This window comes from Blautia parvula, from assembly GCF_020215665.1.
Taxonomy (GTDB): Bacteria; Bacillota; Clostridia; order Lachnospirales; family Lachnospiraceae; genus Blautia; species Blautia celeris.
This window is the reverse complement of sequence record NZ_CP084061.1, coordinates 5,226,600-5,243,990: the sequence shown is the minus strand read 5'-3', so window position 1 is coordinate 5,243,990 and position 17,391 is coordinate 5,226,600. Positions and strand designations below refer to the sequence as shown.

Here is a 17,391-nt window from a genome sequence, read left to right as displayed (position 1 = left end):
AGGAATCACTATGGCAGAAAAGAAAAAATACACTTTAATGAATACTGTGGCCGTGTTGTCTGTCAGTACCCTGTTATATCTGGCAACCATCAACGCGTCATCTCTGGCCTACATGGTCAAGGAATTTCCGCAGTATGATGTCACTACCGTAAAGCTGTTCTCCACCATCCCGTCCCTTATGATGATCGTCTGCTCTCTGATGTCCGGTAAGCTGATACAGATTTTTCCTATTAAGAAAATTGTGATCGGCTGTGCCTGTATTATGTTTGCTGCAGGTTTCGGAACTTATTTCGTATTTAATCTGCCGGCTATCCTTGTTATGAGGGTTATCTACGGCATGGGGTCAGGAACGGTTTTCCCGCTGGCCAACGCGATCATTCAGCAGTTGTATGAGGGCGAAGAAAAGGCCCGGCTTCTGGGGTTTCGAGCTGGGTTCGGTGCATTGTTCGGTGCTGCCGTCACTATGGTGGGCGGCTGGCTGACCTCCTTTGGATGGCGGCATGCCTTCTGGGGCTATCTGTTTGCAATCCCGGTTGCACTCCTGGTACTCTTTTTCTGCCCCTCCAATGAACCGATCAAAAAGGAACGCACCGCGGCAAATGCCGGAGAAAAAAAGTATACCAGAAAGACCTTCTATGTTCTCCTGTTTGCCATATTTTTTAACGCATGTATGATGTCATTTAATGTGGAACTGTCACTTGTCATAACCGGAGAGAGCATCGGAGGTGCCGGCCAGGTTTCTATGGTTGCATCTACCAATACTATATTTGCATTTATAGCCGGTCTGATCTTCGGAAGTCTGCACAAAAGGACACAGCGGTATATGGCTGTCATTTCCACAGGGCTTGTGGGACTGGCGCTGGCGATTCTTTGTTTTGCCCAGAATTTCGCCCTGTTTATTATGTGCGGAGCAATCTTCGGCCTGGGATTTGGCTTTTACAACCCCACTTACAACCTGCTCATTGCAGGGACAGCGGCAAAACCCAAATTCGGTTCCCAGGCGATCGCTGTGTATACAAGCTGTGTGGGGCTCGGACAGTTCCTCTCCCCTTATCTCATCAACGGTGTGAAAAATCTGCTGAACCTGAATGTTTTGAGGGCTGAATGGCGGATTACCGCAGTCTCCACACTTTGTCTGGTACTTGGCGCCACCATCTATATCGTAGTCACCGGCGGCAACAAGAAGACTTCCCGGGCCTGAACAAACGGATACTCTCTGTGCTTCATCTATAAGAAGGAGGTAATATTATGTTAACTGAAAAAGATAACTATCTGATGACTCTGCGCGGTGAAACCCCGGAATGGATACCAAGGCTTCTGATTCCGTCCCCGGGACATGCTCCGGCTACCGCCTGGGTTGGGCCCGGATTCCTGAACGCCCGCAAGACGCCTATGGGCGGCTTTGATATCTGGGGTGTGGAATACGTTGCCACAAAGGAAACCGGCTATATGTCCCTGCCTAAACCGGGCCGCTTCATACTGGACGACATCTGCCACTGGCGTGATGTCATCAAGGCTCCTGATATTTCACATATTGACTGGGAAACCATGGCGAAAAAGGATCTGGAGCGTGTTGACAGAACACAGACATCCGTGACTGCCACCATACATGTTGGATACTTCCAGCAGCTCATGAATTTTATGGGATTTACAGAAGGCCTCTGCGCCATGCTGGAGGAACCGGATGAAGTCATGGCGCTGTTTGAGTATATGAATCAGTTCTATCTCCAGATATGCAGCAAAGTCAGGGACTATTACAAACCGGATGTATGGGCGATCACAGACGATACGGCAACTGCAACCAATCCGTTTATCTCTGTGGAGATGTACCGGGAGATGATAAAACCCTTCCATGCAAGCGAAGCAAAATTCGCGCAGGAGGCCGGAATCCCCATTGATATGCACGACTGCGGCCGATGTGAGGATTTCATAGAAGACTGGCGTGACTTCGGCGTATGTGCCTGGAATCCCGCCCAGACCATGAATGACCTGGCAGGTATCAAGAAAAAATACGGAAACAGCCTGGTACTGGAAGGCTGCTGGGATTCCTCAGGCCCTGCAGGCTGGCCGGACACCTCCGAGGAGGTTGTCAGAGCTGAAGTCCGCAAATGTATTGATAACTTTGCGCCGGGAGGCGGCTTTGTATTCTGGGCCAGCACATACGGCGCACCGGATGACGAGGCGATCAAAGCAAAAGCACGCTGGATCACCGAGGAATATGATTCCTACGGAAGAAACTTCTACCGGAAATAATCCCCTGCTTTCAGGGCTGTGCGCGGTTCAGGCTGCGCACAGCCCTTTCCCTGTCTGCCGCGTTCTTTTTCTATCCCGGACGGCATATGATGTAAACAACATCTATTGCGGAGGTCTGCCATGTTAAAGAAACTTCTCAACACAGCCATAACACTGCTCTTCTGCGGTGCCCTCGTCCTCTGTGCCGTCACATATCTGCCCGGTGTCATCTCTGTCAGCAGCACAGTGGGAAGCCGTGAGCTCCCCATATACTGTGTACAAACTGACAAGCCCCAGATAGCCATCAGTTTTGATGCTGCCTGGGGCAATCAGGATACAGCCGCTCTTCTGGATATCCTGGCCAAACACCAGGTAAAGGCCACCTTTTTCATGACCGGCGGTTGGGTTTCCAGTTATCCTGATGATGTAAAAAAGATTTACGAGGCAGGACATGATCTGGGCAACCACAGCGAAAACCACAAATATATGACAAAGCTCAGCGATGAGGAGAAAACGCAGGAACTCATGTCCGTACACAACAAGGTCAAAGAGCTGACCGGCTATGACATGTTCCTGTTCCGCCCTCCTTACGGAGACTATGACAATGATGTAGTAAAAAATGCCCGTGCCAATCATTACTACCCCATACAGTGGGATGTGGATTCTCTCGACTGGAAGGATTACGGCGCTGATGATATCATCAAAAGGGTCACCGAAGATTCCCACCTGGGCAACGGCAGCATTATCCTCTGCCATAACGGTGCCAAATATACCAAAGACGCGCTGGATACTCTCATCACCACACTGCAGGACAAAGGCTATGAATTTGTCCCTGTCTCACAGCTTATCTACAAAGAAAATTACCATATGGACCATGAAGGTCGGCAGATACCGGACTGAAAGAAAGACGGCGTATAGTCATAGAAATGTTCTCCCGGCAGACAGCCAAAATACATTCTATTCCCTATACGCCGTTTTTTTATCTCTGCTCCACCGTCCTCCGGGTCCCCGATTCTCCATGCAGACACTTTATAAAATCCCCGGCAATCTCTTCATTTTATCAGCTGCACGGCTGTCAACGATTTCCTTGCTTAACCCCGGGCCCTGGTCCTTGTATCGGATCACCAGTATATAGGGACCGTTTCGTAAAACAGATATCCGGTAAATCACCTCAGCCGGCACATCGCCTGCCGCAGCTCCGTCTGCTGTTTCCTGTTCCGTAGGAATACCTCTCTGATCACTGTAGCGCCGGATATAGATAGAACCGTCCCAATAATCACCGTCTTCCTCATAACCTGGTCGGTTCTCTGACAATTTCCGTATATAATTCAAGACTGCTTTATATCTGGATTTGTATAAAGTATAGGAAAAGTCCTCCCTGCAGATCTCACTCGGGAATGTGTTGTAGCTTTCACTTTCCAGCAAAATACTGGCGTTTCTCGTATGAACTGACCTCCCTTCCTCTCTATCTTCTGCTTCTTTCTTTTCCGTTTCCTCACCTTCCGCATTCTTATTCCCCGCAAAAAGTTCAGAACATTTCAGGAACGGACCATTTCCGGTCATCCATGTATCCTCCCCGGACGACTCCATATCGAAAATCGTATCTATTTTATACATCCCAAACATCATAATCATTACGGCAGCCATACCGGCTGCAAGGTACCTCCAGCGAAAACCCTTTTTCCTTCTGCTCTGTGAAAAAAGACTCACACCCCAAAAGACAATAAAAAATACTAACAGGTTCGTCAGTGTCCTCCAGTCACGTTCCTGAACAGTCACACGCACCACAGTGATATAGAAAAGTACAACCAACAGCAGGCAAAAAACTTTCTCAGCAATGTCTTTTACCATAAAGACAGAATAAGGTCTGTACAGCACCGGCATTTTCCGTGATAAATTTCTCTTTGCCATCTGACACCAAACCAGATAGGAAACGATACCGGCCAAACCGCCCAAAAGCAGGTACAGTATACAGAACAGCACCAAAATCCCCGCATTACTTTCCAGAAGTGACTTCATTAAATACCCACCCAGTTCCGCACCTCCTGCCAGTACAGGCCAAAAATAAATCAAGGTCCAAAGCACACCCACAAACATCGTAAATGCGGCCTGTTTCCGATACTGGGTCTTCACCGCTTCCATTTTCATTTCCTCATCTGTCTCTATGGGAACGATATCCCTGTTATCGCTCCACAAAATCTGCCTGCACTTCTCAGCACACACAAAATGCCACCCTGCACTCTCACAATAGAACTGAAAATTTCTCGATTCCTCATTCTCACTGCCTTCCCACATGGAAACATCCTTCAGGATGGCAACTGAAAATTTCACATCCTTTGGAGTCTGCCGCTCAAATCCCCAGAAACTCCCCCGGGCGTCTCTCAGCATCCATCCCCGCGCTGCCATTTTTTCAAAGAAGCACTCCATTGCCGGAACGTCCAAAATCCCAAAGTTTTTCCATCTCCAATACAGCATCCCTATCCCCCTCCAATCCGGCGGCCCCGTCCCTGGCCATGGCTAAAATGCGGCGGTACTCCTTTTTCAGGGAGTCATTTCCTTTCTCCGTAATCCTATACCACTTTTTCCGTCCTTCCTGCCTTGTCTCTTCGATCATATCCCCCTCCTGGAATTTTGCCAGAAGCGCATACAGAGTTCCGGGACCAACCTGCACTCGCCCGCCCGATAAACCTCTTACTTTTTCCATAATATCCACTCCGCAGCACTCATCCTGAAGCGACATCAGAATATAGTACATGGGCTCCGTCAAACTCTGAAACTGTTCTCTGGGCATACCCGTTTCCTCCTTTTTAAATGTTTTTCTCTTTGATGGTTTTTCCTGACTTTTCCCTGGTTTGGATTCCATTACATCCGAATTCCTGAGCCCCTGATATCGATACTCGATATTTCTTATTTTTATTATAATATCGTATAACGATATTGTCAATTCAAAACGATTCCGGCCAGATACAATTTTTTTGTCGCTTTATGTCAGGAATTACTTGCTTATTTCGGCAACAAACCGTAGAATAGTAATGGTGGCAATGTCCACAAATTTAAAAATGGGGGAATATCATAATGTCTAAAATGGTAGGTACCATATCCCGCGGCGTCCGCGCTCCGATTATCCGTGAAGGTGACAACCTGTCCGAAATCGTAGTGGACTGCGTGCTGGAAGCCGCAAAGAGCGAACCTTTTGAGATTCGCGATAAAGATGTAATCGCTGTCACAGAGGCGGTGGTTGCCAGAGCCCAGGGCAACTATGCCAGTGTGGAACAGATTGCCAAAGATGTACATGAAAAATTCGGCGATGACACCGTTGGTGTCCTCTTCCCGATTCTCAGCCGTAACCGCTTTTCCATCTGTCTGAAGGGAATCGCAAAAGGCTGCAGAAAGATCGTCCTCATGCTGAGTTATCCTTCTGATGAAGTAGGCAATCATCTTGTGGATCTGGATGTCATGGACGAAAAAGGCGTCAATCCATGGACAGACGTACTGTCAGAAGAAAAATACAGAGAATTGTTCGGATACGAAAAACACGTATTTACCGGTGTTGACTATGTGGACTATTATAAAAATGTGATCCGTGAGTGCGGTGCAGAAGTGGAGATCATTTTTGCCAACAATCCCAAAGCGATCCTGGACTACACAAAAAGCATACTCACCTGCGATATTCACAGCAGAGAGCGCACCAAGCGCATCCTGAATGCCAACGGAGCGGAAAAAGTATACGCTCTGGATGATATCATGACACAGAGCATTGACGGAAGCGGATACAATGATACATACGGACTTCTCGGCTCCAACAAAGCCACTGAAGACACGGTAAAGCTTTTCCCGATCCACTGCCAGGAAATGGTTGATTCCATACACAGCTCCATTCTGGAAAAAACAGGAAAACATGTGGAAGTCATGATCTACGGTGACGGCGCATTCAAAGATCCGGTGGGCAAAATCTGGGAGCTGGCTGACCCGGTAGTCTCTCCGGCCTACACAGACGGCCTGAATGGAACACCCAATGAGGTGAAGCTGAAATACCTGGCGGACAATGATTTCGCCGACTTATCAGGAGACGAGTTAAAGGCTGCCATCAAGAATTACATCCAGGAAAAGGACGAGAAGGCAGAAAACCTGAAAGGCACCATGGTAACCCAGGGTACTACACCAAGACGCCTGACAGATTTGCTGGGCTCCCTGGCTGATCTGACCTCCGGTTCGGGAGATAAAGGTACGCCTATTATCTATATCCAGGGGTATTTTGACAATTATACAAAAGAATAGCGGGAATGAAACACCAGGATTATAGTCTTTTATCAGACAGAATCCTGGTGTTTTTCCAATATCCCGCATATTTTATTCTAAGCATACACATCCTATTGCTGAGGTGATTTTATGGCATCCTATATATCCCCGGCAATCCGGGACAAATTTGAAACTCTGTCCATTGATCTGAAAAACTGTATTCTGGAACGAAATGTCCAATTAGAATCACTGCCTGATTTGATCAAAGTTCTGGAAGATATTGTGGCAGAGTCAGAAGGCAGATAAAAGGCCTGAACACAAAAAGGATTCTCCTCTCAGTAAAAATGAGAAGGGAATCCTTTTTTATTTTATTCCTGCACCGAGTACGGATAAATCCGAACCCTCAACCTCCGCCAGTGTGATAGTCTTAGAACCGTCCTTATAGTTGAAAGTAAGGATTATCTTATCCTCATAAAGATACACCGCATTTACAAAACTGTCAATTAGTCTTTGCCGCTGTTCCCGCTTTGTCACATCAAATTTGCGGAAACGGTAAATGAAAAATGCTATCTGTTCTCTTGTAAGCAGGGGCTTGTACATTTCCTCCTGCAAAATGCTGACTTCAAGCTGGCTTTTGGTTTCCTCCAACTCATCCAGTCTTTGCTTGGTGGACGGGGTAAAAATCCCTGCTTGAATGGCATTGAGCATATTGTTGATACCTTTTTCCGTTTCTGCAAGCTGCTTTTTCAAAAGGGCAGGTCGGTGCTTTCTTTCTTTTGCAACTCCATCAGCGTATCAATCAGCCGTTCCATAACTTCATCATTCATAATTGCTTTCATGATATAGTTGGCAACCAAATCTTCAATCCAGTCTTTCTTGACCGCTTTCTTGTCGCAGAGCTTCTTTTTCTTGGTATTCACACAGCAATAATAACGGTGTACTTTCATCGTATGGCTTGTGCCGATTTCTCCCACCATAAAAGAGCTGCATTTCCCGCAGTACAGCTTCGTTGTCAAAAGGTAATCGTCCTCGGCTTTGTGACGGGGGGAGCCTTTTTGTTCTTTACCAGCCGTTCCTGTACCCGTTCAAATAATTCTTTCGGGACAATCGCCGGAATACTGTCCTCCTTGACTACATCACGATAACTGTACTCGCCCATATAGCGGCGGTTCTTTAACAGGTGGTTCATAATTTTCAGCGTTATTTTCCCGCCACGAATGGAACGCATACCCCGACTATTCAATGGATAAGCTTCTGCATGGTTGCCCGCTCGCTGTACTTTGTAAACATTTCCAACACCATCGGGGGCAGTCTTGGGGTCAATTTGATAATACTGCTGTTCGTCAATATAATATCCCATCGGAACAGAACCGCCGTTGTATTTACATTTCAGCGCATTGTCGGTCAGTCCCCGGATAACCTTTTCAGAAAGCTCCACAGAATAGTATTCTGCATACTCCTCCAGCATGACTTCCAAAATAATGCCCTCGCTGCCTTCGGAGATATTTTCCCTTGCCGAAATGGCCTTAACGCCATTCTTTTTCAAAAGGTTTTTATATCGTGCGCTGCCGTAACAGTTACGGGCAAAGCGGTCTAATTTCCACACAAGGACAACATCAAACAAGCCCTTTGCGCTATCTTTAATCACGTGCTGAAATTCGGGGCGGTTATCTGTTTTTGCTGATAATGCCCGATCAATATAAGTCCCTAAAATTGTAATATCATTGCGCTCCGCATACTCTTTACATTCCCGCAACTGTCCCTCGATACTTTCTTCCCGTTGGTTATCAGAAGAATAACGGGCGTAAATCACACCTTTCATTTGTTCACCTCCTAAAAATTAAGATATTTGTGATATTTCAAACTAGTTTTATATGCGGTTGGATTGAAAAATTCCTTATCAAAAACTTTATGTTTTTTGCCATACTCAAATAAATATTGAAATGTAAATGGGACTTTGAATTTTTGGGAAAAATGATACAGATTATAAAAATAATCTTGTATCTCTGGATTGAGAAGAATTCTTTCTATTTCGTACTTGAAAAATTTATATTCTTTGTTGCTAATAATCTTTTGTTTTCTCAAATAGCAAATATACGAGAAATATGATAATGTTTTGTCCATCTTTAATTCCATCTCACCACTCGAATGAAATTCATTAGAATACCATGATTGTCCGTAATCCAGCCAATAGATAATGCCACTAATAAGCGGGTCTGTACGAATTTTTTCAGTTAATTCATTTATATAACTAGCTCTTTTCAAGGAAACATTTCGACGCCATTGGTAATAAGCAAATATGCCACCTATGATAACCAAAATCAAAGAAATTCCTGCAAAGATATCAGATACTGTTATTTCTGTTTTCAATGTCATTTTGATTCCATCTCCATCATTTCAAGAAGTGTTTGTTTTAATTTTTCATTCAGCGGAGATTGCGGGTCAAAACACATTTCAATAAACTGTTTCATTTCCTCACTCCCCGGTGCAATCTTCGGACGGTGTTCATATAGCTTGCCTTGCGGATTGTCTGTCCGGGCAAGCAGATAATCCAATGATACATCAAAATAATCCGCATACCTTACAAGCGTTTCCAAAGAAGGCGCCGACTGCCCCTGCTCGTAACGATTGATACTGGACTGCTTCACTCCCAAAAGTTCCGCCATCTTTACCTGCGACAGCTTCACGCTTTCCCGTAATCTCCGCAGGCGTTCTCCTAATTCTTTCATGGGATGTAACCTCCTTGTTTCCTTTATGCATAGTATATTACTTTTACGGTTTCCTTTCAACCCGTATTAAGCATATTCTAAAGAAATATACTCGTAAAACGGATAGAAGAAAACGGGGAGGGCTACAACAAAATAAGCGGTCAATCCGACTGTGGTTTTTCAGCAGATTGCGACCGCTTATTTTTCATTTTGGTGGAAGTGTGGCTACACGCTCCGACAAAATAGGGTTCCCAAAGGGTACCCCTTTGGCACACGACTTTGCTTGCAAAGTGTAGTGTGTTATACGCTCTGTCAGCGTTGCTGCGAAAATGCGGTTGCCGCTGGGGAGGGCAAGCACATTTGAAGCAACAGGAAAACAGTGCTGTGATTGTGTGGCGTGGAGCCGCAAGCACAGGGCTGTTTTCATCAGCAGACAGGGCGTATATGAAAACTTTTGTCTCTCGTCTTACACCGGACTTTTGGAAACACTCCTGTAAAAATTGAAATGGGCAGGAAGCCATTTTAGGGCTTTCCCGCCTTGATTACCCTTTAGCAAAGACGGGCGGGACTGTCAACGGCGGCGCATTGCTTCGTTCATCTTGAACGTTGACTGGCTCAGCTGGCATTGCTATTTATATTAAATTTGGTTTTAGTTAAGTCACTTTTTTGTAGGTTTAATTTTGCCTTTTGTTGCAATAGTAATAGCAGTGCCTCCTATCATTACTGCAACTCCCAAAGCACCTTTACAAGCATCCTTTAAATGTTTTGCCTGTTCATTTCTGCAATTTTCGCAATATTTATGTTTGTATCCATCCGGAAGTAGACGCTGGCATTTTTTATTTTTGCATTTTTTCTGTTCCATTTTCTGTATCTCCTATACGATTGAGTGTGGCGTTGCAAGGCAACGCTTTAATACGCTTTTCAATGTCGGGCAAAGTTTTTGACCAATAATTTTCGGGTGATGGATCTATCATATCAAGGCGCTCTACGAAACCTTTTTCAGAGAGATAAGTTTTCTTAATGTGTTCAGCATAATATTGTAAACTTAGCTGTGCAGCTTCCGATTCGCCCATTTCTTGATATGCCATTGCTTCAGCAAGAGACACCATATTTACGGCGCAAAGGCTTTCACGAATTTCAGACATTCGGACATTGATTTTTTCTGGTGTAGCACCCGACATAAGTTTTCCCCAAAATGATTCTGGCTGATTTCGAATAAAAGCAATATTTGCACTTTGACTCTGTATTAAAAGATTCCTACTATCTTCTGCATCTGCAACAATTCTCAATAATGCCAGTGATTTCAAACGAGGATTTTTTATTGCCATTGCCTGTAAAAACTTCTGTTGACAACTGTAAGCGGTTGCCAGTCTGTCGTATTCTTGTCCTTGACGAACTTCTTCAATTGCTACTTGAACTATTTGAATTTGTTCAGCGATTTGTGCCATTTGCATTTGTGTAGCATAACTCGTCATAGCTTGAGACATCTCTGGTGACAGTTTGACTTTTTCTAACGAAATAGTAGATACTATTTTTTTTGTCTCTGGATTTATCAGGTTTGCCATCAGAGAACCATCTTTTTTAGTCATTAGCTTAAGTGCACCCTTAGCAATTTTAGTCTTTTGCTCGTCTGATAAAATTACTTGATATGTTTCTTCTGGAATGACAGCTTTTACAGCGTTGATAAATGCAGGAGCCGAATAAATTAAATGTTCAATTTTCTTAAAACTTCTTTTCGCTCCTTTAACGAATGGATTTAAAATTTCTGAAACACCATCAAAATGCTCAGTCAAATCCGCACAATATCCTGTGGTATCAATAATTTCAATATCATCAGGAGAAATGTTGATTACATCTTCCAAAATTTCCACCTTCCCTTTCAGCTTTATTTCTCTATAGGACTTGTAAATTTAACGAAGCATATACATATACAAGTTTGCCTAATAACCTATTTCTCAGTTTGCTCAATCATCTTTTTCATCAACTGCTGGAATTGTTTTGACATTATCAATATTAGTCTTTCTAAATCAGCTTATCAAAGATTTTTTTGTAGCATTTCTTGCAATGCGTAAGAAATTGTGCGAAGCTCTTTACCCTCTGTGGCTACTTTGCCATAAGGCATACTAACCCCAGCTTTTAAGTCAATCGTAAATTTATCCGAATATACCTTCTTTGCTCCAGAATGATATTCAAGTGTAAATGTCACTTCTTTATCTATTTTCGCATAATCAAGTGTGCAAATTCTTGATTGTCCCGGGGCTAAAACTGCATTATTGAGTCCCTCCAAATAATCTTTATCATTTCGTATTTTATAACAACCTTTGAAATCAAAATCATACTCAAATTTTGTAATGTATGCAGGAGATTTCCCGAAATTTTTAACAATTAAATAGAAAAACGGATTACCCGCATTGATTTCATCAGTATAAACAGAAATAACAGGTCTTGTTGATTCTTCAATCATTTTATTATTTTGCCGTAAAGTAATCACAACTGTAACTACAGATATGGCGGCTAATATAAAAGACAAAACGCAAAGAATAATATTTACAATAGTTGATATATCCATATTTTAACCTCCAACAAAATCTACTTTCCCGCCTGCTCAATTATCTTTTTCATCAACTGATGAAATTGTTCGCTTGTTTCCACGTCCATCGGAAGAAGCTGCCCAATCTGTTCGGCAATCATAGCAGTTACATCGTCCATAGAAAGCGGTTCCTGTTTTTGTTCTGCAAGTGCGTCTTGCATGGTCTGGAACATAGCAGCGGTCACAGCTTCCCCGGCTGTTCCCCACTTTCCATATCTTTCTTAATATCTCGCAGGATAGCAAGGAATACATTCTTGATTTTTTCAATCTCTGCTTCGTGTTCTCCCATCTTCTGTGCGTTCAGAAATTGCAAATCCTGTCTTGCTTCTGCCCGATGTTGCGGGTGTTCTTTCATTAGATCGGACAGGGAAGCTGTTGCCAGTTGAATAAGTTGATTTCGTGCCATGATACCCCTTGCTGCTGTGTCTTGAAAATAAATCCGTATCAGACTGATTAGGCGTGGGAAATTTTTATGCTCCAACAGACGGTTGAGGATTTCTAATACCGAACCTGTCACAAGCTCCTTCACGGCTTCCTCGGATAAGCCTAATTCAGAAATATCATAGCTTTTACGAACGCTCAAAGTGGACAAACCCAATATGTAGTCCGTTGATACTTTAAATTCCTTTGCCACGCCTATGGGAATATCGCTACTGACCGTCTTTGTTTCTCCACTGACAATGCGGCTCAACTGGGAAGCAGATACGCCTATCTTCTCCGCAAGCTGCTTTTGAGAAATATGATTGCCATGCACAAATCGGAAATCCGCTGTCCAGGTGTTCCGGGTAAAGCCATACATGACACCTCCTTTGCTTACTTCCCATTATACAGAAGAATTGCAGAAATGCAATTTTGAAATTGAATATTGCCTTAAAATGCAATTCTCGCAAGATTCCGGGAACTGCATTTTTTTCGTGTAGACTTAGGGTAGTTCATCGATGAGCTGCACTTTGAAAACAGAATGACCGTCCGAAAAGGAATACCTCTCCCGGAGATGTAGCGCATTTGCGTACCAAAGGAGAAACACGCCGCAGGAATGGGGCAGAAAGCCTTTTCGGGGAGAACGGCATAAGGAAAGCAAACGGAGGGAACACATGAGAGAGAACCCACATAAACGATTGCCGCCCATAGAGCGCAAACCGGACGGTTTCCTTTACCACATGACCTCAGCACAAAGGAAACAGGCAAGAGCCATTGAAGCCACACTGAACGGTATTACCCCGTTCAATGCCGGAAAGAAGAAAGAAGAAGCCCTCTCCCTGCTGAAAAATAGGTTTCCGCAGATGGAGAACTTCTCCGGGAAGCTCAAAAAATACAAGGTCACGATAAACGACCTTTTGGTGGAAAATGAAAAGCTGGAAGAACAAGCCAAAGCCAGCGAAAGCGGAAAAATGAAAGACCGCATGGAACAGGCAAAGCTAGAAAGCGAGCTGAAGAACATTCAACGGCTGGTAGACCGTATCCCGCCGGAAGTGCTGGCAGAGCTGAAACGCCAGCAGCGACACACAAAGGAACGGTGACAGATGACAGAAAACATTTTGCGCCGCAGCATGGCGGCAATGTACCTTGAAAACTGAATACAGAGAAAGGCGATATATGGCCAAAAAGCAACCGAACACAGATATCCCCTAACACGAAATAGAAGCCCTTGCCCGTTGCTTACTTCCAGAAATCCAAAAATTCTTTGAAAGCCCGGAAGGACAAAAAGAATTTGAGAAGTGGAAAGCACAGAGGGCAATAAAAGCAGAAAAGAAAAGGAGTGTATGACAAAAGCGGCGGTATCACTCACGATACCGCCGCTTTTGTTTTTCGCACTAAAGATATACTAAAAATCCGAAGCCGTCCCCGATTGGAACCGGGTTCGGATTATCATTATCTGGTGCGGATAACAGGACTTGAACCTGCACGTCGTAGACACCAGAACCTAAATCTGGCGCGTCTGCCAATTCCGCCATATCCGCATATCAGAAAAAAAATAGGAACAAGCACTTGCTTGTTCCAGTGAAGCATCGGGGATTCGAACCCCGGACAACTTGATTAAAAGTCAAGTGCTCTACCAACTGAGCTAATGCTCCATAATTAGACTTTGAACTGGGCTAGCTGGATTCGAACCAGCGAATGCAGCAGTCAAAGTGCTGTGCCTTACCGCTTGGCGATAGCCCAAGAGCGCCGTAACGGCAAGGGTGGATAGTGGGATTCGAACCCACGGCCTCCAGAGCCACAATCTGGCGCGCTAACCAACTGCGCTATACCCACCATAATCCATTGTGCGTCTAAAACACACAAGCGTGCTTGAAGGGATTCGAACCCCCGACCCACGGCTTAGAAGGCCGTTGCTCTATCCAGCTGAGCTACAAACACATCCTCGGTTTTGCAACCGAAAGCGGGTGATGGGAATCGAACCCACATATCCAGCTTGGAAGGCTGGTGTTCTACCACTGAACTACACCCGCACGGGCATTTCATGCACTTGTTGAAACATCGGGGTGACAGGATTCGAACCTGCGACCTCCTGGTCCCAAACCAGGCGCTCTAGCCAAGCTGAGCCACACCCCGAAAGGTATCTTACCGTCCTGTGCAAGTGCTCTTGCCTGACGCAAGATAAAATATACCATAGGGAAAGTGAAAAGTCAACACTTTTTTTTAGAATATTTATTTCTATTCCATTTTTTTACAAAATGCCCCGGTTTCCCCTTCATCCATTAGCAATTCCCGTCAAATCATATATGACTGCGGGATGGCATCCTTCAGCGGGACTGAAACTGCCATCCCAGCATTTTTCATTATTTCAGATAATTAATTGTATAGTGAGCTTCTCCATCCCTGTCGATTTCCATGAGGATAAAACTCGGCTCGTGTCCCCACTGTCTGGGATAAGAAATACTCCCCGGATTTAATACCGTCAAGTCATCTTCTATCTTCAGTTCAGGTCTGTGGGTATGTCCATACATGGCTATATCAAAGCCCCTGGCCCGCGCCTCCTCCTCAAGGCGGCTGGTTCCCATGGAAACGCCATAGTAATGCCCATGTGTGAGCAGTACGTGGTAGTCCTCCAGCCACAGTTCCTCCTCTCTGGGAAGGTCTGAAAAGAAATCATTATTTCCCGCCACAATATGTACCGGACAGCCTGAGATCGCTTCTATATAATCCTCATGCCCTTCCACATCTCCCAGATGGATCAGATGCTGTATATTTCCCACCTTTTCCAGAACCTTTTCAAAATTCTCCTCGTGACCATGGGTGTCGCTGACAATTAATACCTTCATATTTGAAAGTCCTTTCCATTTATTATAATAAATGTTCCTTTTCCAGCAAAGCTTTCATACTGCGCAGCGCATTTCCCCTGTGGCTCACGTTGTTTTTCTCCTCAGGCGGAAGTTCTGCAGTGCTGCAGCCCCTCTCAGGAAGGAAAAAGATGGGATCATATCCAAATCCATTTTCCCCTCTCTCCTCATAGCCGATGATACCCTCTATCGTACCCCGCGTCACCAGTTCCCTGCCGTCCGGAAATACGGCGGCTATGGCGCACACAAACCTGGCGGTACGCTTTTCATCCGGTACACCCTCCAGGCGGTCCATGATATTTTGGTTCTTGATCCTGTAAGAAGTATCCTCGCCCATGTAGCGTGCGGAATAGATTCCCGGCTCTTTGTTGAGGTAGTCCACCTCCAGCCCGGAATCATCAGCAAGTACCATCTCACCCGCCAGTCTGCAGACTGCACGCGCCTTGATCAGCGCATTCTCCTCAAAGCTCAGTCCATCCTCCACAATATCGGCCTCAATGCCGGCTTCTTTCATGGACAGGATTTCAACCGGCAGACCTTCCATGATCTCCCGTATCTCTTTCATTTTATTTTCATTGCCGGTTGCAAAGATCAATCTTTTCATCTTTTGTTAACTCCTCTTCTTTTTCGGGGGCTTTGGACCCAGGAACTGATAAAAGTACGTCTTGATCATACCATTGTATATCTTCCTGTTTTTATCCGCTTTTCTTCCTATATATCGCTCTGCATCCTCATAAGCGGTGATCAGATACATGGACCAGGAATCCAGTGCCTGATAGCGCTCCCCAATCGTTTCATAGAGAGACGGCAGATTTTCTTTGTCTTCCAGACGCTCCCCATAAGGAGGATTCGTGACAATAAAACCATATTTCTTAGGATGGCTCAAATCTTTGATATCCCTCTGCTGAAAATGTATCAGCTTGTCAACGCCGGCCCGCTCCGCATTTTCCCTGGCTCCCTTCACCATCTCGGGGTCCAGGTCGTATCCCTGGATATCTGTATCTACGGACAGATCTATCATCCCCTGTGCTTCCTCCCTGACCTCATACCAATGCTTTCTTGATATGAGATGTTTCCAGTCCTCACAGAGGAAATTCCGTTTCATTCCCGGTGCGATATTGGCGGCGATCATGGCTGCCTCAATAGGAAATGTTCCGCTGCCGCAGAAGGGATCCACTAAAATACGGTCCCTGTTCCATGGAGTCAGCATCAGCAGGGCTGCCGCCAAAGTCTCTGTTATGGGAGCCTTACTTGTCATCTGCCTGTATCCTCTCTTGTGCAGGGAAATCCCTGACGTGTCAATACCAATGGTGGCAACATCCTTCATAAAAGCGACACGGATAGGAAAACTGGCACCATCCTCCTCAAACCAGTCCACATGATACACCGATTTCAGGCGCTCTACCATAGCTTTTTTCATAATGGACTGGATATCTGAGGGGCTGAAGAGCCTGCTTTTGACAGAGTTGGCTTTGGCAACCCAGAATTTTCCGTCCTGCGGAATATATTTTTCCCAGGGAAGGGCTTTTGTCTTCTCAAATAACTCTTCAAAAGTGACTGCTTTGACTTTCGCCACCTTTAAAAGTACCCGTTCTGTGGTGCGCAGAAACATATTTGCCCGGACAATTGCCCCGGCATCACCTAAAAACGTTACTTTCCCGTCCTCCACCTCGCTGATCTCATATCCCAAATCCTGTATTTCCCTTTTTAACACTGCCTCCAGACCAAAATGGCATGGTGCGATCAATTCAAATTTTTCCATTATAATTTTAACTCCTTAACAATCTCCCCGCCAAATCCGCGGATTGAGAACAGACCGTCCTCCAGTACCGCATAGGTGGGAATATTTCCTTCCTTGGGAATGGAAACAGAACCCGGATTCAGAATGGTATAATTTTCTTTCTTTTCCGCACGCAGCACATGTGTGTGGCCGTGAATAAAAATATCTCCATTTTTCAGCGGCGGCAGATTCTCTTCATGATATACGTGTCCATGGCTGGCATAAATAGTGCGCTCACCATCCATGATAATACAGTAATCCGCCATAATCGGAAAATGAAGCACCATCTGGTCCACTTCCGCATCACAGTTGCCGCGTACCACATACAAATCATCTCTATGTTCATTGAGCATGGCAATGACTTCTTTCGGTGCGTAATCTTTTGGAAGATCGTTTCTTGGGCCGTGGTACAGCAGATCACCCAACAGAATCAGACGGTCTGCCTTCTCCGCCTTATATGCCTCCAACATCTTTTTACAGTAATAAGCTGAACCGTGGATGTCTGATGCAAACATGTATTTCATAAGTATATTCTCCTCTGTTTTTCCTTAAACTGTC

General features: G+C 44.9%; 20 protein-coding genes, 7 tRNA genes and 1 pseudogene. 6 read left to right on the top strand and 22 right to left on the bottom strand.

What is annotated here, in order from left to right; genetic code table 11:
- Positions 1–10: 10 nt before the first annotated feature.
- The 3 genes from LC508_RS23915 (at position 11) to LC508_RS23905 (ending at position 3,132) form a co-directional block, all read left to right on the top strand.
- Entirely contained in the window at positions 11–1,201 is a 1,191-nt protein-coding gene (locus tag LC508_RS23915) for an MFS transporter (RefSeq protein ID WP_033143014.1), read from the top strand.
- A 47-nt stretch (positions 1,202–1,248) separates the two neighbouring features.
- A complete protein-coding gene (locus LC508_RS23910) occupies positions 1,249–2,253 on the top strand; it encodes a uroporphyrinogen decarboxylase family protein (RefSeq protein WP_052099651.1) in 1,005 nt (334 codons plus the stop codon).
- Between the two features lie 120 nt (positions 2,254–2,373).
- Entirely contained in the window at positions 2,374–3,132 is a 759-nt protein-coding gene (locus LC508_RS23905) for a polysaccharide deacetylase family protein (protein WP_033143013.1), read from the top strand.
- 129 nt (positions 3,133–3,261) lie between these two features.
- Here the strand turns inward: LC508_RS23905 and LC508_RS23900 are convergent, their stop codons facing one another.
- Together LC508_RS23900 and LC508_RS23895 are read right to left on the bottom strand one after the other, a co-directional pair.
- Positions 3,262–4,707 carry a DUF2812 domain-containing protein gene (locus tag LC508_RS23900; RefSeq protein ID WP_103732669.1) on the bottom strand — a complete coding sequence of 482 codons (1,446 nt, stop codon included), beginning with the start codon at positions 4,705–4,707 and terminating at the stop codon, positions 3,262–3,264.
- On the bottom strand, positions 4,643–5,023 hold the full coding sequence (locus LC508_RS23895; protein ID WP_052099652.1) for a PadR family transcriptional regulator: 381 nt from the start codon (positions 5,021–5,023) through the stop codon (positions 4,643–4,645). The genes LC508_RS23900 and LC508_RS23895 overlap by 65 nt, the downstream gene beginning before the upstream one ends.
- 284 nt (positions 5,024–5,307) lie before the next feature.
- Between LC508_RS23895 and LC508_RS23890 the strand changes: the two genes are divergently transcribed.
- Together LC508_RS23890 and LC508_RS23885 are read left to right on the top strand one after the other, a co-directional pair.
- On the top strand, positions 5,308–6,510 hold the full coding sequence (locus LC508_RS23890) for a coenzyme F420-0:L-glutamate ligase (protein ID WP_033143010.1): 1,203 nt from the start codon (positions 5,308–5,310) through the stop codon (positions 6,508–6,510).
- A gap of 111 nt (positions 6,511–6,621) precedes the next feature.
- Positions 6,622–6,777 carry a hypothetical protein gene (locus LC508_RS23885; protein ID WP_033143009.1) on the top strand — a complete coding sequence of 52 codons (156 nt, stop codon included), beginning with the start codon at positions 6,622–6,624 and terminating at the stop codon, positions 6,775–6,777.
- Between the two features lie 57 nt (positions 6,778–6,834).
- Here the strand turns inward: LC508_RS23885 and LC508_RS28275 are convergent, their stop codons facing one another.
- From LC508_RS28275 to LC508_RS23850, 9 genes are all read right to left on the bottom strand, one after another.
- Complete coding sequence (locus LC508_RS28275) at positions 6,835–7,221, bottom strand: hypothetical protein (RefSeq protein WP_242980854.1); 387 nt, start codon at positions 7,219–7,221, stop codon at positions 6,835–6,837.
- On the bottom strand, positions 7,218–7,487 hold the full coding sequence (locus tag LC508_RS28270; protein WP_242980855.1) for a recombinase zinc beta ribbon domain-containing protein: 270 nt from the start codon (positions 7,485–7,487) through the stop codon (positions 7,218–7,220). Before LC508_RS28270 ends, LC508_RS28275 begins: the two co-directional genes overlap by 4 nt.
- Positions 7,484–8,293, bottom strand: coding sequence for a recombinase family protein (locus LC508_RS28265; RefSeq protein ID WP_242980856.1), 810 nt, complete (start codon positions 8,291–8,293; stop codon positions 7,484–7,486). The genes LC508_RS28270 and LC508_RS28265 overlap by 4 nt, the downstream gene beginning before the upstream one ends.
- A gap of 11 nt (positions 8,294–8,304) precedes the next feature.
- Positions 8,305–8,847 (bottom strand): hypothetical protein, encoded by a 543-nt coding sequence (locus LC508_RS23875; RefSeq protein WP_054353266.1) that lies wholly within the window; start codon positions 8,845–8,847, stop codon positions 8,305–8,307.
- Positions 8,844–9,200, bottom strand: coding sequence for a helix-turn-helix domain-containing protein (locus tag LC508_RS23870; RefSeq protein ID WP_054353267.1), 357 nt, complete (start codon positions 9,198–9,200; stop codon positions 8,844–8,846). The genes LC508_RS23875 and LC508_RS23870 overlap by 4 nt, the downstream gene beginning before the upstream one ends.
- A 637-nt stretch (positions 9,201–9,837) precedes the next feature.
- The gene (locus LC508_RS23865) at positions 9,838–10,041 is read right to left on the bottom strand and encodes a hypothetical protein (RefSeq protein WP_118593863.1); all 204 of its coding nucleotides are present in this window, start codon (positions 10,039–10,041) and stop codon (positions 9,838–9,840) included.
- Positions 10,016–11,041, bottom strand: a complete 1,026-nt coding sequence (locus LC508_RS23860; protein WP_186970944.1) for a hypothetical protein — start codon at positions 11,039–11,041, stop codon at positions 10,016–10,018. Before LC508_RS23860 ends, LC508_RS23865 begins: the two co-directional genes overlap by 26 nt.
- A 173-nt stretch (positions 11,042–11,214) precedes the next feature.
- On the bottom strand, positions 11,215–11,748 hold the full coding sequence (locus LC508_RS23855; protein ID WP_054353268.1) for a hypothetical protein: 534 nt from the start codon (positions 11,746–11,748) through the stop codon (positions 11,215–11,217).
- Positions 11,749–11,950: 202 nt separating this feature from the next.
- Entirely contained in the window at positions 11,951–12,568 is a 618-nt protein-coding gene (locus LC508_RS23850) for a helix-turn-helix transcriptional regulator (RefSeq protein ID WP_442857813.1), read from the bottom strand.
- 376 nt (positions 12,569–12,944) lie between these two features.
- Here LC508_RS23850 and LC508_RS23845 point away from each other — a divergent pair.
- Positions 12,945–13,289, top strand: a pseudogene (locus LC508_RS23845) (MobV family relaxase); the annotation flags it as partial.
- Positions 13,290–13,646: 357 nt separating this feature from the next.
- On the opposite strand, the gene LC508_RS23840 reads toward LC508_RS23845, so the two are convergent.
- From LC508_RS23840 to yfcE, 11 genes are all read right to left on the bottom strand, one after another.
- A tRNA-Leu gene (locus tag LC508_RS23840) sits at positions 13,647–13,730 on the bottom strand.
- A 41-nt stretch (positions 13,731–13,771) separates the two neighbouring features.
- Positions 13,772–13,844 (bottom strand) — tRNA-Lys (locus LC508_RS23835).
- Positions 13,845–13,860: 16 nt separating this feature from the next.
- Positions 13,861–13,932, bottom strand: a tRNA-Gln gene (locus LC508_RS23830).
- Between the two features lie 19 nt (positions 13,933–13,951).
- Positions 13,952–14,025 (bottom strand) — tRNA-His (locus LC508_RS23825).
- Positions 14,026–14,056: 31 nt separating this feature from the next.
- Positions 14,057–14,130: transfer RNA gene (locus LC508_RS23820), tRNA-Arg, on the bottom strand.
- A gap of 21 nt (positions 14,131–14,151) precedes the next feature.
- A tRNA-Gly gene (locus LC508_RS23815) sits at positions 14,152–14,222 on the bottom strand.
- Positions 14,223–14,250: 28 nt separating this feature from the next.
- Positions 14,251–14,325: transfer RNA gene (locus LC508_RS23810), tRNA-Pro, on the bottom strand.
- A 227-nt stretch (positions 14,326–14,552) separates the two neighbouring features.
- Positions 14,553–15,035, bottom strand: coding sequence for a metallophosphoesterase (locus tag LC508_RS23805; RefSeq protein ID WP_033141865.1), 483 nt, complete (start codon positions 15,033–15,035; stop codon positions 14,553–14,555).
- Between the two features lie 22 nt (positions 15,036–15,057).
- Positions 15,058–15,657 (bottom strand): XTP/dITP diphosphatase, encoded by a 600-nt coding sequence (locus LC508_RS23800; protein ID WP_033141866.1) that lies wholly within the window; start codon positions 15,655–15,657, stop codon positions 15,058–15,060.
- Between the two features lie 6 nt (positions 15,658–15,663).
- The gene (locus tag LC508_RS23795; protein WP_103733000.1) at positions 15,664–16,815 is read right to left on the bottom strand and encodes a THUMP domain-containing class I SAM-dependent RNA methyltransferase; all 1,152 of its coding nucleotides are present in this window, start codon (positions 16,813–16,815) and stop codon (positions 15,664–15,666) included.
- The gene (yfcE, locus tag LC508_RS23790; RefSeq protein WP_033141868.1) at positions 16,815–17,357 is read right to left on the bottom strand and encodes a phosphodiesterase; all 543 of its coding nucleotides are present in this window, start codon (positions 17,355–17,357) and stop codon (positions 16,815–16,817) included. The genes LC508_RS23795 and yfcE overlap by 1 nt, the downstream gene beginning before the upstream one ends.
- Positions 17,358–17,391: the final 34 nt, after the last annotated feature.

What these genes read in the sequence shown, in the direction of transcription:
- LC508_RS23900 (WP_103732669.1), bottom strand. Translation starts at nt 4,707, where the DNA reads ATGCTGTATTGGAGATGGAAAAACTTTGGGATTTTGGACGTTCCGGCA.
- LC508_RS23905 (WP_033143013.1), top strand. Translation starts at nt 2,374, where the DNA reads ATGTTAAAGAAACTTCTCAACACAGCCATAACACTGCTCTTCTGCGGT.
- LC508_RS23800 (WP_033141866.1), bottom strand. Translation starts at nt 15,657, where the DNA reads ATGAAAAGATTGATCTTTGCAACCGGCAATGAAAATAAAATGAAAGAG.
- LC508_RS23885 (WP_033143009.1), top strand. Translation starts at nt 6,622, where the DNA reads ATGGCATCCTATATATCCCCGGCAATCCGGGACAAATTTGAAACTCTG.
- LC508_RS23850 (WP_442857813.1), bottom strand. Translation starts at nt 12,568, where the DNA reads ATGTATGGCTTTACCCGGAACACCTGGACAGCGGATTTCCGATTTGTG.
- LC508_RS23855 (WP_054353268.1), bottom strand. Translation starts at nt 11,748, where the DNA reads ATGGATATATCAACTATTGTAAATATTATTCTTTGCGTTTTGTCTTTT.
- LC508_RS23875 (WP_054353266.1), bottom strand. Translation starts at nt 8,847, where the DNA reads ATGACATTGAAAACAGAAATAACAGTATCTGATATCTTTGCAGGAATT.
- yfcE (WP_033141868.1), bottom strand. Translation starts at nt 17,357, where the DNA reads ATGAAATACATGTTTGCATCAGACATCCACGGTTCAGCTTATTACTGT.
- LC508_RS23890 (WP_033143010.1), top strand. Translation starts at nt 5,308, where the DNA reads ATGTCTAAAATGGTAGGTACCATATCCCGCGGCGTCCGCGCTCCGATT.
- LC508_RS23915 (WP_033143014.1), top strand. Translation starts at nt 11, where the DNA reads ATGGCAGAAAAGAAAAAATACACTTTAATGAATACTGTGGCCGTGTTG.
- LC508_RS23795 (WP_103733000.1), bottom strand. Translation starts at nt 16,815, where the DNA reads ATGGAAAAATTTGAATTGATCGCACCATGCCATTTTGGTCTGGAGGCA.
- LC508_RS23910 (WP_052099651.1), top strand. Translation starts at nt 1,249, where the DNA reads ATGTTAACTGAAAAAGATAACTATCTGATGACTCTGCGCGGTGAAACC.
- LC508_RS23870 (WP_054353267.1), bottom strand. Translation starts at nt 9,200, where the DNA reads ATGAAAGAATTAGGAGAACGCCTGCGGAGATTACGGGAAAGCGTGAAG.
- LC508_RS23805 (WP_033141865.1), bottom strand. Translation starts at nt 15,035, where the DNA reads ATGAAGGTATTAATTGTCAGCGACACCCATGGTCACGAGGAGAATTTT.
- LC508_RS23865 (WP_118593863.1), bottom strand. Translation starts at nt 10,041, where the DNA reads ATGGAACAGAAAAAATGCAAAAATAAAAAATGCCAGCGTCTACTTCCG.
- LC508_RS23895 (WP_052099652.1), bottom strand. Translation starts at nt 5,023, where the DNA reads ATGCCCAGAGAACAGTTTCAGAGTTTGACGGAGCCCATGTACTATATT.
- LC508_RS28265 (WP_242980856.1), bottom strand. Translation starts at nt 8,293, where the DNA reads ATGAAAGGTGTGATTTACGCCCGTTATTCTTCTGATAACCAACGGGAA.